At 75.7% G+C, this 14,080-nt stretch carries 11 protein-coding genes; 4 read left to right on the top strand and 7 right to left on the bottom strand.

Features of this window, described 5'->3' with window-relative positions:
* Positions 1-152 precede the first annotated feature (152 nt).
* Complete coding sequence (locus RI554_07420) at positions 153-863, top strand: M23 family metallopeptidase (protein MDR9391844.1); 711 nt, start codon at positions 153-155, stop codon at positions 861-863.
* A 10-nt stretch (positions 864-873) separates the two neighbouring features.
* Here the strand turns inward: RI554_07420 and RI554_07415 are convergent, their stop codons facing one another.
* From RI554_07415 to RI554_07405, 3 genes are read right to left on the bottom strand one after another with little or no spacing between them, the layout of a single operon-like run.
* A complete protein-coding gene (locus RI554_07415) occupies positions 874-2,829 on the bottom strand; it encodes a glycoside hydrolase family 3 protein (protein ID MDR9391843.1) in 1,956 nt (651 codons plus the stop codon).
* 22 nt (positions 2,830-2,851) lie between these two features.
* Positions 2,852-4,285 carry a hypothetical protein gene (locus RI554_07410; GenBank protein ID MDR9391842.1) on the bottom strand — a complete coding sequence of 478 codons (1,434 nt, stop codon included), beginning with the start codon at positions 4,283-4,285 and terminating at the stop codon, positions 2,852-2,854.
* Between the two features lie 23 nt (positions 4,286-4,308).
* Positions 4,309-5,553, bottom strand: coding sequence for a CoA transferase (locus RI554_07405; GenBank protein ID MDR9391841.1), 1,245 nt, complete (start codon positions 5,551-5,553; stop codon positions 4,309-4,311).
* Positions 5,554-5,722: 169 nt separating this feature from the next.
* On the opposite strand from RI554_07405, the gene RI554_07400 reads away from it, so the two are divergent.
* Genes RI554_07400 through RI554_07390 form a run of 3 tightly spaced genes read left to right on the top strand, consistent with a single transcriptional unit; the run spans position 5,723 to position 9,319 of the window.
* Complete coding sequence (locus tag RI554_07400; GenBank protein ID MDR9391840.1) at positions 5,723-6,706, top strand: TAXI family TRAP transporter solute-binding subunit; 984 nt, start codon at positions 5,723-5,725, stop codon at positions 6,704-6,706.
* Positions 6,707-6,755: 49 nt separating this feature from the next.
* On the top strand, positions 6,756-7,271 hold the full coding sequence (locus RI554_07395; protein MDR9391839.1) for a DUF1850 domain-containing protein: 516 nt from the start codon (positions 6,756-6,758) through the stop codon (positions 7,269-7,271).
* Entirely contained in the window at positions 7,268-9,319 is a 2,052-nt protein-coding gene (locus tag RI554_07390) for a TRAP transporter fused permease subunit (GenBank protein ID MDR9391838.1), read from the top strand. Before RI554_07395 ends, RI554_07390 begins: the two co-directional genes overlap by 4 nt.
* Before the next feature lie 66 nt (positions 9,320-9,385).
* Here the strand turns inward: RI554_07390 and RI554_07385 are convergent, their stop codons facing one another.
* The 4 genes from RI554_07385 to RI554_07370 form a co-directional block, all read right to left on the bottom strand.
* Positions 9,386-10,069 (bottom strand): response regulator transcription factor, encoded by a 684-nt coding sequence (locus RI554_07385; protein MDR9391837.1) that lies wholly within the window; start codon positions 10,067-10,069, stop codon positions 9,386-9,388.
* A complete protein-coding gene (locus RI554_07380; GenBank protein MDR9391836.1) occupies positions 10,066-10,794 on the bottom strand; it encodes a winged helix-turn-helix domain-containing protein in 729 nt (242 codons plus the stop codon). The genes RI554_07385 and RI554_07380 overlap by 4 nt, the downstream gene beginning before the upstream one ends.
* A gap of 63 nt (positions 10,795-10,857) precedes the next feature.
* Complete coding sequence (locus RI554_07375) at positions 10,858-11,622, bottom strand: response regulator transcription factor (GenBank protein ID MDR9391835.1); 765 nt, start codon at positions 11,620-11,622, stop codon at positions 10,858-10,860.
* Positions 11,623-11,701: 79 nt separating this feature from the next.
* On the bottom strand, positions 11,702-14,080 hold a 2,379-nt coding region (locus RI554_07370), incomplete at its 5' end, for a hypothetical protein (GenBank protein ID MDR9391834.1).

Raw genomic sequence — 14,080 nt, 5'->3', positions numbered from 1 at the left:
CGTGCGCGCCTCGACGGTTCCCTCCGCCATCCCGAGCACGGACGTCGCCGCACCGCCCGCGTAACCTGTCGCGCATGCGCCCGGACCCCCTCGCGTCCCCGCCCGACCCCCGGACCGCTCCGCGCGCGGGGTCCGTGCCGCCCGCAGGGTCCGTGCCGCCCGCACCGCCCGCACCGCGCGCCCGACCCGCCTCCGGGCCCCGTCCCCCGACGCGCCTCGCGGCCCTCCTCGTCGCGACCCTGATGGGGTCGGTCGCCGGCCAGGTCCCGCCCGAGGGGGCCGGCGTCGAACAGCCACCCTTCGTCTGCCCCGGCCCCGACGAACCGCCGCCCCCACCCGACACCGAAGCGGAGGCGCGGGCGCGGGAGATCCGCGCGCGCTACCGCGAGGTCTTCCCCCTGTACGTCGCGGCGGCGGGGGAGGCGGTCGACGACGCCCTGGTGATGCCGGTCGACGGCGTCCGCGTCGCGCAGGTCGCCGACACGTGGGGCGGCCCGCGCAGCGGCGGGCGGCGGCACGAGGGGCAGGACATCTTCGCCGAGCGCGGGACCCCGATCCGCAGCGCGACGCACGGGTGGATCTGGCGGATCGGCGAACGCACGCTCGGGGGGCGGACCGTCACGGTGGTCGGCGGGGGCGGGGCGCGCTACTACTACGCGCACCTGGAACGCTACGCCGACGTGCGCGAGGGCCAGTACGTCACCCCCGACACCGTCCTCGGCTACGTCGGCAACAGCGGCAACGCCCGCACCACGCCGCCGCACCTGCACCTCGGCATGTACCTCTCCGGCGATCCCGAGGACCCCTGCGACTGGGATGCGGTGGATCCGCTGCCGATCCTCGTCGACCGACCCGCCGACTGAGCGCGGCCCCTCAACGGCGCGGCGTCGTCGTCCGGCCGTGCAGGAGCGGCCACGCGACCCGCGGGTCGTCCGGTCCGGGCGGCTCGGGCTCGCCGTCGGGCCCGAACGGGTGCAACGCAAGCGCGGCGTCCGACGCCGGCCACACGTAGCGCAGGCGCGCCTCGTAGGCGCGCACCCCGAACAGCGGATCGGCGACGCCCGCCCCCTCGCTCCCCGGCAGCCACCCGGCCACCAGCGCGTCGGCGAGGTCCGCGACGGACCCGAGGACGAGCGGGCGGCCGGAGAACACGATCACCACGAGCCGGTCCACGCGCGCCCGGACCCGCTCCACGAGGGCGACGTCGTCGTCGGGGAGGGCGAGCGACCGGCGGTCCCCCATGCCCTCGGCGTAGGGGGGTTCGGCGAGGGCGACGATGCCGACCGGTGCGCGATGCGCGCCGTCGCCGGCGGGCTCGTACGCGACGTCGGCGTCGCCGGCGTGCTCCCGGATCCCCTGGAGCAGCGTCGAGCCGGGCGTGATGGGGCCGGGCGACCCCATCCAGGAGACCGTCCACCCGCCGCACTGCAGCCCGACGTCGTCCGCCGCGCCCCCCGCCACGAGGAACGGTCCGTCCTCGGGCGCGAGCGGCAGCCGCGCGCCGTCGTTCGCGAGGAGGGTCTGGCTGCGCCCCGCCGCCTCCCGCGCGAGCGCCCGGTGGGCGTCGCAGCCGACGACGTCGCGCCCCGGCTCCGCGGCGGGGGCCCCGGCGGAGGCCGCCTCTGCGTCGACGCCGTCGAGCAGACCGAGGCGGGCCTTGACCGCCAGGATCCGGCGGGCGGCGTCGGTGACGCGCGCCTCGGGCACCTCGCCGGCGTCGACGAGGGCGGCGAGGTCGTCGATGAACGCCCGCCACGCGAACGGGACCATCACCATGTCGATCCCCGCGTTCACCGCCGTCGCGACGGCGCGGCGCGGGTCTTCGGGATCGAGCTGCGCGACGCCGTCCCAGTCGCTCACCACGAACCCGGTGAAGCCGAGTTCGCCCTTCAGGACGTCCTGTAGCAGGGACCGGTGGGCGTGCATCCGCACGCCGTTCCAAGCGCCGTACGACGCCATCACCGTCAACGCCCCCGCTTCGAGGGCGGCGCGGTACGGCGCGAGGAACACCCGCCGCAGGAGCGCCTCGCTCCCCTCCGCCATCCCCTGGTCCAGCGTCCAGGCGCCGCGCGCCATCTCCTCGAGGAACGCCTCGTGCGAGCCGGCGTTCGCGAGGGTGGGGTCCTCGGTCGCCGCGTCGAGGTCGTCGCGGTCGACGCGCATGGACGACCCGTAGCGCGTCCCGCCGTCGGCCAGGTAGTGCTTGGCGCACGCCAGGACCGCGCCGCCGTCGCGCAGACCGCGGTCGCCCTCCGCGACGTGCTGTAGGCCCCGGACCACCGCCGCCCCGTGCCGCCCGACGAGGTCGGGATCCTGGCCGAACCCCTCGTACGTCCGGCCCCACCGCACGTCGAGCGGCAGGCTGAGGGCCGGCGCGAACGTCCAGCGCGCCCCCGTCGCCGCGGTCTCGAGCGCCGTGGCGCGCGCGACGCGTTCGGTGAGGTCGACGTCGTCGACGGCGCCCAAGGCGACGTTGTGCGGAAAGATCGTCGCGCCGTGCAGGTTGTTGTGCCCGTGGACCGCGTCGACGCCGTACAGCAGCGGCACCCCGAGCCGGCTGCGGCGCGCGCCGCCTGCGAAGGCGTCGATCATGGCGCGCCAATGCGCGGCGTCGTTGACGTCGGGCGCGCCGCCCCCACCGGACAACACCGAGCCCAGGGCGTGCTCGGCGACCTCGTCGGGCGTGACGCTGCCCTTCTCCGGCTGCGTCATCTGGCCGATGCGCTCACGGAGCGTCATGCGGGCGAGGACCGCGTCCGCGGCGGCGTACGCCGCCGCCATCGCGTCCGCTTCGGGGCGGTCGGAGCCGGACACCGGGGGGATCGTCATGCGGGCACCTCCGCCAATGATGCTACCGGCGCCGGGCGGCGTCGGCGGGGGCGCGCGCCCGTTCCAGGGCCGCAATGACCTCGGTGCGGACGCGGGCGTGAACCTCGGCGGCGGGGGCCGGCCCGACGTACAGCCCCAGGAGGCCGGCCAGCGGCGACAGCAACGGCACGTCGGTGACGTCGTTGTGGCCCGCCCCCGGGAGCGCGACGGCGCGCACGTCGTGCCCGCGGGCGCGGGTCGCTTCGGCGAGGCCGTCGAACGCCTCGCGGTTGGCGGGCTCGAAGAACCCGCGCGCCGGGTCGCTGAACACCGCGCGCACGTCGGCGTCCAGCCCCCCCGCCGACGTCGCCGGCCCGAGCAGCGTCGCGGGGGCCGGCAGCATCCACGGGTCCAACCCGACCGCCGCGCGGCAGCCGGGCTCCGCGGCGCACGTCCCGAACGCCGCGCCGCCGCCGGTGGAGTGCCCCGCGGCGACCAGGACGTCGCGAGCCATCCGCTCCGCCAGGCCCGGCGGGCCTTCGCCTGCCTCGACGGCGTCCAGAACGGCGCGGACGTCGGCGACCCAGCGGCGGCCGAGGGCGCGGATCGCTTCGCGGTACGCCGCGCCGTCGAGCCCCGCCCCGAAGGCGACCGGGTCGAACGGGACGAGCGCCCCGTCCACCCAGGTGGCGACGGCGCCGCCGGGGTGCTCCGGCGCGACGACCAACGCCCCGTGGGACGCGAGCTCTTCGGCGAGGTAGGTGGTTTGCGCCGCGAAGCCGCCGCGCCCGTGATCGAGCGTGACGACCGGGAGCGTCCCCAGGTCGGCGACCGGGGCGCCCCAGCAGGCGTGCACGCGGGCGAAGCGCAGGTGCGTCATCGCCCCGCGGGGGAGCCCGCCCCGCTCGGCGAGGGCGGGCAGCATCGCGCCGGGGTGCTCGAGCCAGCGTCCCTCGCAGGCCGCCCCGCCGGCGGGCGGGGCGGCGGGGTACCAGAGGCGGGCGCGGACGCGGCGGGACGCCTCGGGCGTGGCGTCGGTCGCCGACGCCGTTCCGGGGGGGAAGGCGTCGGCGGGGAGGGCAACGGTCGTGGTGAGCGAAGCGCTGCCGACCGCATGGGGGCCGGTCGGGGCGGGAAGTCGCGGGACGGGGAGGATCCAGGAGGGCGCGGCGACCGCGAGCACGAGGGCGGTCAGACCCACCGCGGTCCCGGCGCGCGGTCCCGAACGCGGCGCGCCGTGCGCACGTCCGCGGACCGCGCGAACGACGTCGCGGACGATCCAGGCGACGGCGAGGGCGTGGAGCGGCGCGAGGGTCCAGCGTAGGCCCTCGAGGGCGACCTGGGCCAGGACGGCGACGGCGAGGACCGCCGTCGCCTCGAGGCGGACGCGGGGGGCACCGTCCCGGGGCCCCGGGCGCACCGCGAGGCCGGCGCGGGCCGCGAGCGCGAGGAGGACGAGGAGTTCGAGGGAGCGCACGGGGCGAGCCTACCGGGCGTACGTCAGTCGACGTGCAGGACGGCGGCATCGATCAGGGCGTCCACCTCTCCGTCCGCCATCCCGAGCACCTCGCGCAGGATCGCGGGCCCGTGCTCGCCCCGCCGCGGTGGACGGCCCGCGTCCTCGCGGGATTTCGCACCCTCGGCGTTCGCGGGGGGCGGGTCGCCGGCCGCCGCGAGCGGCCGGTGGTGCCGCAGCGGACTCCGGACGAAGGGCACGTCGCCGGCGTCGGGGTGCGAGTAGGTGCCGACCGTCCCGAGCGCCTCCGCCTGCGGGTCGCGCAGGGCGTCGGGCAGGTCGAGGACCGGCGTGGCGGAGACGCCCGCCTCGCGGAACGCGGCCAGCCAGGCGTCCCGCGGGCGTTCCGCGAGGCGGGCGGCGATGCGCGGCACCAGCACCTCGCGGTGCTCGACCCGCCCGGCGTTGTGCGCGTAGCGCGGGTCGTCGGCGACGTCGGGGAGGTCGAGGACGGCGGCGGCCCGCGCGAACTGCGCGTCGTTGCCGACCGCCAGCATGAGGGGGTCGGTGGCCGTCGCGAACGCCTGGTACGGCACGATGCTCGGGTGGGCGCTGCCCAACCGGGCGGGGGCGGCCCCGGTGAGGAGCGCCCCCTGCGCCTGGTTCACGAGCGAGGCGAGGCCGACCTCGTAGAGCGACAGATCGAGGTGGCGCCCCTCGCCGGTCCGGTCGCGATGGTGCACCGCGGCGAGGATCGCCGTGGCGGCGTGCAGACCGCTCAGCACGTCGATCCACGCCACCCCCACCTTGACCGGCTCGCCGTCCGCCTCGCCGGTCATCGCCATCAGGCCCGTCGCGGCCTGCAACGCCGCGTCGTACCCGGGGTCGTGGGCGCGCGGACCGGTCGAGCCGTACCCCCGGATCGAGGCGTAGATCAGGCTCGGGTGGTCGGCGGCGAGGTCGCTGGGCGCGAGGCCGTAGCGGGCCAGGTCCCCGACCTTGAAGTTCTCGACGAGCACGTCCGCCTCGAGCGCGAGGCGACGGACGACGTCGCGGCCCTCGGGCCGCTTGAGGTCCACGGCGAGGCTCTCCTTGCCGCGGTTGACCGACGCGAAGTAGCCCGCGTCGCTACCCTCGCCGGCGAGGAACGGGGGGCCCCACCCGCGGGTGTCGTCGCCGTGCGGCGCCTCGACCTTGACGACGCGCGCTCCGAGGTCGCGCAGCGCCTGCGTCGCGTAGGGCCCCGCGAGGACGCGGGAGAGGTCGAGGACGAGCAGGTCGTCGAGCATGGCGTCGTTGTACCACCGGGCCGGAAACCACTGTCGCGCAGGGCACAGACGGGCCGTTGGACGAACCGTCATCATCCTCACACTCCGGCAGCCGTCCCACGCATGTCGGGGCACAATTCGAAAGGGACGTTCGTCCCCAACTTCCCCCTGCTCGTAATGGAGGACCGGTATGTCGAACCGATTCGTCGCATCCGCGCTGGCCGCCGTGGCCCTCACCCTCGGGATGGCGTTCGCGCAGAACAGCCTCTCGATCGCCACCGGCGGGACCGGCGGGACGTACTACCCGACCGGCGGCGCCTACGCCGAACTCATCAACACCTACATCGACGGCTACACCGCCGCGGCGGAGTCCACCGGCGCGTCGGTCGCCAACTCCGGCTTCATCGCCCGCGGCGAGTCCGACATCGCCCTGGCGCTCGCCGACACGGTCCTCCAGGCCTACACCGGGACCGGCAACTTCGGTGGCGACGGCCAGCCGCCGCAGCTGCCGAACCTCCGGGCGCTCGGGGTGGCGTACGCCAACACCGTGCACCTCGTGACCCTCGCCGGGAGCGGCATCGAGAGCCTCGCCGACCTCGAGGGCAAGCGCGTCTCGGTCGGGGCCCCCGGCAGCGGCACCGAGGTGTCGGCGCAATCGATCCTCGAAGCGAACGGCATCACGTACGACGACATCGACGAGCAGCGCCTGAACTTCAACGAGACCGCCGCGGCGCTCCGCGACGGCGACATCGACGCCGGCTTCTGGTCGGTCGGTCCGCCCACCAGCTCGATCCTCGACCTGGCGACGACCCGCGACATCGAGATCGTCAGCATCGAGGGCGAGGAGCTCGAGAACGGCCTCGGGGCCAGCGACGTGTTCGCGCCCGTGACGTTGCCGGCCGGGACGTACACCGGCGTCGACGAGGACGTCAGCACGATCGGGACCCCGAACGTGATCCTCGTCGCCGCGGAGATGGACGAGCAACTGGCGTACGACTTCCTCGACGTGCTCTACACGCACATCGACGAGGTCATCGCGGTCCACCCGAGCGCGAACAACACCACGCCGGAGCTGTCCCTGGCCGCCACGCCGATCCCGTTCCACCCCGGCGCGGTCCGCTACTTCGAGGACGCCGGCTACGAGGTGCCCGCCGACCTGATGCCCCCGAACTAAGGGGGCGGACGTGCCCATCGCACGTCCCGTGCGGTGCGCGGGAGGGTTCGTGGGGACCCTCCCGCGCGGCGCGGCCCGGCGGGTCGGGGGAGCGCTCGCGGTCCTCCTGCTCGCCGCCACCGCCCTCGCCGCCGGTCCCGACCCGCAGCCCGGTCCCGACCGGGTGATCGACGTTCGACGCTGGGAGGACGGCACGTCCGTCGCCCGCCTCCCCCTCCCCGACGACGGCGCCTGGATGCTGTCCTGGCGTCACTCCGTCACCGGTATCTTGGTTCGAGATTATTTTCGGTTCGAAAGGGGTCGCATGGTGCTGGAGGCCAGCCACATGCCCGCGTTCGACGCGGGCCTCGGGCACGTTCCGGGGCGCGGCACGCTGGAAAGCGACGGTCGCGGCGGGTACTGGGTGCGCGACATCGACGAGCCCGTCCCGGAGCGGGGGTTCCTCCTCCGCGTCGGGGACCCGGGCGTGAACGACCACACCCTGCACGCCGGCGACCGGACGCTCGACCTGTCCGCCCTCGCCGCCCGCGAGCGGGTCGTCGTCACCATCGTGGAGACGCCGTGAGCCGGCCGCCGGAGGCGGGCCCCGGACGCGTCGCGCAGGTCGTCGCGGCGATCATTGCGCTCGTCGCCATCGGCCTCTCGCTCTTCCAGCTCTATACGGCCGGCCTGGCGACGGTGAACCTGTTCGTGCAGCGCGGCGGGCACTTGGCGTTCGTGCTGGTGCTGGCCTTTTTGTTGTTCCCCACCAGCCGCAACCCGTGGATCCGCTGGCCGGTCGACCTGGCGCTCATCGGTGCGTCGCTCGCGTCGACGGGCTACCTGTTGATCAACCTCACGGCGATCGTGAACCGCTCGGGCTTCTACACGCCGACCGACATCCTGATGGGCGCCATCGGGACGGTCGTGGTGCTGGAGTCCGCGCGCCGCGTGATCGGGCCGACCATTTCGATCATCGGCATCGTCTTCATCCTCTACGCCATGACCGGCCCGCGCGGCCTCATCGACGGCGTCACGCTGCCCGGCATCTTGCAGCATCGCGGGTACGGCGTCGACCGCATCGTCGATCAGTTGTTCCTCGGGCAGGAGGGGATCTTCGGGATTCCGCTGGGCGTCGCGGCGACCTTCGTGTTCATCTTCGTGCTGTTCGGTGCGTTCCTGGAGATCACCGGGGCGGGCCGCTTCTTCATCGATCTCGCCTACGCCGCGGCGGGGCGGCAGCGCGGCGGGCCGGCGAAGGCGTCCGTCATCGCGTCCGGCTTCATGGGCTCGATCTCGGGCAGCGCCATCGCGAACGTCGTGACGACGGGCTCGTTCACGATCCCGTTGATGAAGAAGCTCGGCTACAAGCCCGAGGAGGCGGGCGGCGTCGAGGCCGCCGCCTCCACGGGGGGGCAGGTGATGCCGCCCATCATGGGGGCGGGCGCCTTCCTGATCGCGGAGTACACCCGCATTCCGTACGTCGAGATCGTGCGCCTGGCGATCCTCCCGGCGATCCTGTACTTCGCGACGGTCTACCTGTTCGTCGACATCATCGCCGCGAAGCGCGGCATGCGCGGCATGACGAAGGAGGAGCTCCCGAACGTCCGCGACGTCTTCGCGCGGGGGTGGCACTTCCTGGTGCCGTTGGCGGTCCTGATCGGCTTTTTGCTGCAGAACATCTCCCCCGACCGCGTCGGCTTCGTCTCGATCCTCGCCATCCTCGCCGTCAGCGCGCTTCGCTACGTCGTGCGCCGCTTCACCCTCGGGCGGGCCCCGACGAACCCGCCGTCGGAGATCGGCGTCGACGCCGCCGCCCCCGCGACGCTGGCCGGCCGGTCGGTGCTCGCCCGCCCCGCGGAGGCCGACGAATCGTGGGGCCGGGCGCTGGCCCGGGGTGCGGTCAAGACCCTCGAGGCGCTCGAGGTGGGGGCCCGCAACGCCCTCCCCGTGTCGGTCGCGACGGCGGTCGCCGGCATCGTGGTCGGCGTCGTCGGGCTGACCGGCTTGGGCCTCAAGTTCTCGAGCCTGATGATCTCGTTCTCCGGCGGCAGCCTGCTGCTGGCGTTGCTGCTGGTCCTGATCGCCAGCCTCATCCTGGGCCTGGGCCTGCCGGTCACCGCCAGCTACATCGTGCTGATCGTGTTGACGGGTCCCGCCCTCACGCAGGAGTTCGGGATCCCGTTGATCATCGCGCACCTGCTGGTGTTCTGGTACTCGCAGGACTCGAACGTCACCCCGCCGGTCGCCCTCGCCGCCTTCGCCGGGGCCGGCGTCGCCGGTGCCAACCCGATGCGGACGGGCGTCGAGGCGTGGAAGTTCGCGAAGGGGCTCTACCTGGTGCCGCTGTTCATGGTGTTCAACCCCGAGATGATCCTCGGGGGGGCCTGGTGGTACGTCGCCTGGACGGTCCTCACCGCGTTCGCGGCGCTCGGGGCGTTCGCCGCGGCGATCGAGGGGTTCCTGTTCACGCGCATGACGTGGTTCTCCCGGCTGCTGGCGAGCGCGGGGACCGTCGCGATCTTCTTCCCGGCGTTCGTCATCGAGGTCGCCGGCTTCGCGTTGATCGCGGCGGTGCTGGGGATCAACTTCGCGCGGTCGCGCCGCGCGGCGCCCGGCGTCGCCGCCACCTGAACGCTTCGGCGCTCGGGTCCGGACGCGGGCTCGAGCGCCGAAGCGCGCGGGGAGGCGCGCCGGGCCCTAGACCAGCAGCCGGTACCCGACGCCGGGCACCGTCTCGATCGCCGGCGCCGCCTCCCGCTCGCCGTCCCCCAACAGCTTGCGGAGGCGGCTGACGCGCACGTCGAGCGACCGGGAGCCCGGCCTGTAGCTGGGGCCCCACACCGACTGCATCAGGCGCTCGCGCGGGACGACGCGGCCGGCGTTCATCATCAACATCGTCAGGACGTCGAACTCGCGCCGCGGCAGGTCGAGCGCCTCCCCGTTCAGCCAGACGCGGCGTTGCGCGTCGTCCACCTCGAGCACCGGACCGGAGTGCGCGGTGCGGCGTTCGCGCCGCGCCCGAGCCCAGCGCAGGCGGGCCGCCAGGACGGCGTCGTCGACCGGCGCCGGGACGTGCGCGGCGACCCCGAGATCCAACAGGCCGATCCGCGCCTCGGGCGGAAGCGATTCGGCGACCACGACGATCGGTAGGTCCGGCCGGCTCGACAGCACGCTCCGCAGGAAGCGCCAGCCCGCCTCCTCGAGCCCGTCGAGCAGGACGGCGTCGACGCCCAACGAGGCGGCGTGCGCGTCCGGCGCCGATTGCGGCGCAACGTGCGCGACGTACCCCTCGCGCTCCAACGTCGCGCCGACGTCGCCCAACGACGGCGCGTCGGCGCGCAACCACAAGAGGCTCACGGCGTCCCCCGAAGCCCCGCTCACGCCACCGCCTCCGCGTCGTCCTCGCGCGCGGTGCGGCGCCGCTCGAACTGGTAGCCGACGCCCCGCACCGTGCGGATCATGCCGCCCTCGACCCCGAGCTCCCGCTCGAGGCGGCGTCGCGTCCGACTGACGAGGGCGTCCACCGCCCGCTCGCCGTTCTCCGAGTCGCGCCCCCACAGGCGCGCGACGACGTCGCCGCGACGGAAGACGTGCCCGGGCTTGCGTGCGAGCGTCGCGACGAGGTCGTACTCGCCCGGCGTCAGCGTGGCGCTGCGACCCTGGTAGTGCACCGTGCGGGCCCCCTCGTCGAAGCGGAGGTCCTGCGCCCCGAGCGGACGCACCCCGACGCCACCCGACGTCGCCGCCTGCACCCGCCACGCCGCGACGTCCGCGTCGGCCGGCGCCTCGAGGTGATCCTCGACCCCGCGATCGAGCAGCTCGACGGTCGTCGCGACGTCGTCCGCCGCGCCGATGCTCAGGAGGGGGAGTTCGGGCCGAAAGCGACGGAGCCCGCGCGCGAGATCCAGGGCGCCCGCGTGGCGGACGTCGATCACCGCGACGTCGACGTCGGGCCCGTGGGCCGGGGCGGCGTCGACGTCGTCCTCCACGACGACGCGGACCTCGTTCTCGGTCAGCCGACGCTCGAGGGCCGACCGGAGCGCCGCGTCGAGGCCGACGAACAGGACGTTGGACGTGGGGCGGAGGGTGGGGGGGCGCACGGTCATGGGGTGCCTCGTTTCGCTTGGTGCGGCGTACACGGTACCATACCCGCAATTGTAACCGCGTCGTTACGGATCCGTAAAGGCATGCGTCACTGCGGCGCCGGCCCGGAGCCACCGGTAGCCGCGGCCGCGCACGGTCTCGATGAACGTGGGGTCGTGCACGTCGTCGCCCAACGCGACCCGCAGGTGGCGGATGCGCACGTCCACGCTCCGCGCGGACGGGGTGCCCGACGCCGGCCACGCCCGTTCGACCAGTTCGCGGCGCGTCCACACCCGATCCGGATGCCGCGCCAACACGGCCAGCACGTCGAACTGCAACCCCGACACGTCGAGCGGTCGCGACCCGAGAAACGCCGCGCGGGCGGTGAAATCGATGACGAGATCGCCGTAGCGGATGACGCCATCGGCGCGGTGGCGGCGGATCACCACCCCGATCCGCGCGAGGACTTCGGCCGATGCGGTCGAGTGCAGCAGCACGTCCTCCGCACCGAGATCGAACCCGCGGAGGGTCGCATCGACGTCCTCGCCCACCATCCGGACGAGGAGCGGGACCGCGGGGACGTCGGTCCGCGCCGCCTCCGCGCACGCCCACCCGGCGCCCGACACCGGGTCGACGTCCACGAGGAGCGCGTCGGCGCCCGAGGGGAGCTCCCCGGCCTCCGGGGGGCCGGCAACCACGTCGACGTCCAGCCCCCCGGCCCCGAGATCGCGGACCAGCGCGCGCGTCGCGACGTCCTCCGCGTCGAGCGGCGCGAGGGCGACCCGCGCGCGGCGCGTGGCATCGCTGCCCCCGTCGCGGTCGTGGCGAATCGGTGCGGTGGTACCGCGCATGCACACCCTCCTCGTTTCGCGTTCCACCGCATCACGTCACGGCACGCGGGCCGCAACCAGGGACGTCCGCCCCACCCGATCACTCGCCGTCGCTCGGCACCGAGAGGGTGCCGCCGTCCCGCGAACGCACCGTGCGCGGCTCCACCGTCACCCCCACCGGCACCGCCGCCTCCCCACCCGGCGGGAGGTGCACCGCGTCGGGCGCGTGCACGGCGCGCACGCGCGTCGACGCCGCGGCGAGGTGCACCTCGACCCGCCAGGTGCCCGGCCGGACGTGCGTCCGCCGCCAGCGTCCGTCCGGGCCCGGCCGAACCACGAGGCGCTCCCCCGCGCGGGTCAGCACGACCTCGGTCGCCCCGACGTCCACGCCCGGATCCGGGGCGAGGGGAACGCCGTCCGTGGCGGACGCCGGCGTCTCGACCTGCACGGACCCCGTCAGCGTGCCGGTCCGCACCACGCGGTAGTGGACGTGCGTCACCTCGCCGGCGCGGACCGTGACCCGGTGCGGTGGGGGCGGATCGAGGCGCGCGTCGAACGGCCACCCGACCGCCCCGCGCGCGACGTACGCCTCCCCAACCGGAAGCCCGTCCACCCGAAAGACCCCCTGGGCGTCGGTCGTGACGACCCGCCCCCCGATCCGGATCTCCGCGCCCGCCCAGGGGCCGTCGGGCCCCACCACCGTGCCCTCGACCCGCCCGGTCGGTGGGGGCGGCGCCAGCGGCACCGCGAAGGGGTGCGCCACCGCGAGTTCCGCGCGGGCGCGCCACCCCCCACCGCCCCCCTCGAGGTGCACCGACGCGGCGACGTCGGGGGCGCCCGCGCCCCCGAACCCTCCGACTCCGGGCGGGGCGCCCGCCCACCGCACGGAGAGGGCGGTGAGCGGCTCGCCGCGCCCCCACCCGAGGTGCGCGAGCGCCGTCACCGTGCCGCCCCCCGGCCCCGGCGCCTCCAGCGCGACGTCGGCGCCGTACGTCGCCGCCGCCACGGGGCCCTCCCGCCGCGCCGACACGCTCGCGTGCAGCCCTCCAGGTAGCGGCCCGTCCCACGCGACCTCTCCGCGAAGCTCGGGGTGCGCACCTCCAGCGGGCCGCCACCGCCGCACCTCCGCCGTCGCCACCCCCTCGCCCAGGTCCGCCCCCAGCTCCGTCCGGACCGACGGGGTCCACGTCGCCCCCGGGGGCGTCCCCGCCGGGACGCCCCCCTCGCCCCGGACGCCGACCTCGACGCGCGCCCGCCACGCTCGCGCGTCGCCGTCCCGCCCGGCGCCGAGGGTGAGGCCCCCCTCGCGCCGGCCCGCATCGGGCGACCCCTCGCCGTCCCGCCCGACGTCCGCGCGCAGCGACGCGGCCCACGGGCCCGAGGAGACCGCCCAGCGCACGTCCAGGTCGTCGCGGGTCCGGCCTCCCCGTTCCGACCGGGCGCGCGCCACGACCGACCCCACCCGGCCCGCGTCGGGCCACCACGACGCGGTCGCGGCCAGGGTTCGCGACGGTCCGCCGTCCCGCCCCGCGGTCGCCCCCTCGGACGCCCCGTCGTACGCCCCGTCGAACGTCCCGTCGTACGCCCACGCGAGGGCGTGGTGCGCCCCCCGCCATCGCGCGGTGAGGGCCCACGACGTACGCAGCGCAGCCGCCGGTTCGCGGCGGACGTGGACGCGGGCGCGCCCCGACGCGACGCCGCCCCCCGTCCTCCCGACGGGGCGGGACGCCATCACCCCGAACGACCCCTCGGTCGCGCCCCCCACCGCCGCCAGCCCCACGTCGACGCCCCACCCCTCCACCGGCGCGAAGCGAACGCGTGCACCGGCGTGCAGGGCGGGACGACCCGCGGCGGGATCGGTCGACCCCGGCGCCGCACCGGCGTCCCCGACGGGCGCCTGGACGAAGCCCTCCACGGTGGCGACGGCCGGCCCGACCTCGAGGGGATCGACGCGAACCGCGACCCCGAACCCCTCCGCGCGCGGTCGTTCCGGCAGGGCGGCCCGGGCGTCGTGCCCGACGTCGACGCGCCAGGCCCCCCGCGCGATCCGCAGGTCCAGGTCCGGCGGTCCGTCGCGGGGCACCGTCGCGTCCACCGCGAACGTGGCGCGGCCCGCGTCGCGGTCGCGCGTGCGCCCCGCCACCGTCACGGCCCCGCCCCCGTCGGTCTCGGTGCGGACCTCCACCGTCCCCGCGAAGCGCGGCCCCTCGGGCTCCGGGGGTGGCCTCCCCGAGGACGCCGGGAGGGGGACCGCCCGGCGCGCGAGGAGGCGTTCGTCCGCGTGGGCGGAGACGACCCAGCGCTCCGCGGCGTCTGCTCGCGCGACGTCCTCGGGCGTCCACCGCACCACGACCCGGACCTGAGCCCCCGGGGCGAGTTCGACGTGCCGCGGCACCAGCCGCGCCGCCGGCGTGACCCGCAGCGTCAGGGCCAGGGCGACGTTGCCGTCGTTGCGGAGGTCGAGGGTGGCGGCGACGCC

The sequence above is a fragment of the Trueperaceae bacterium genome (assembly GCA_031581195.1).
Classification (GTDB): Bacteria; Deinococcota; Deinococci; order Deinococcales; family Trueperaceae; genus SLSQ01.
Note: the sequence above shows the minus strand (reverse complement) of the source record. Positions and strands in the feature narration are given on the sequence as shown.

Bases quoted from the DNA above. Each gene is read 5' to 3' on its own strand.
- RI554_07380 (MDR9391836.1), bottom strand. From the start codon at position 10,794: ATGACCGTGCGCCCCCCCACCCTCCGCCCCACGTCCAACGTCCTGTTC.
- RI554_07375 (MDR9391835.1), bottom strand. From the start codon at position 11,622: ATGCGCGGTACCACCGCACCGATTCGCCACGACCGCGACGGGGGCAGC.
- RI554_07400 (MDR9391840.1), top strand. From the start codon at position 5,723: ATGTCGAACCGATTCGTCGCATCCGCGCTGGCCGCCGTGGCCCTCACC.
- RI554_07415 (MDR9391843.1), bottom strand. From the start codon at position 2,829: ATGACGATCCCCCCGGTGTCCGGCTCCGACCGCCCCGAAGCGGACGCG.
- RI554_07405 (MDR9391841.1), bottom strand. From the start codon at position 5,553: ATGCTCGACGACCTGCTCGTCCTCGACCTCTCCCGCGTCCTCGCGGGG.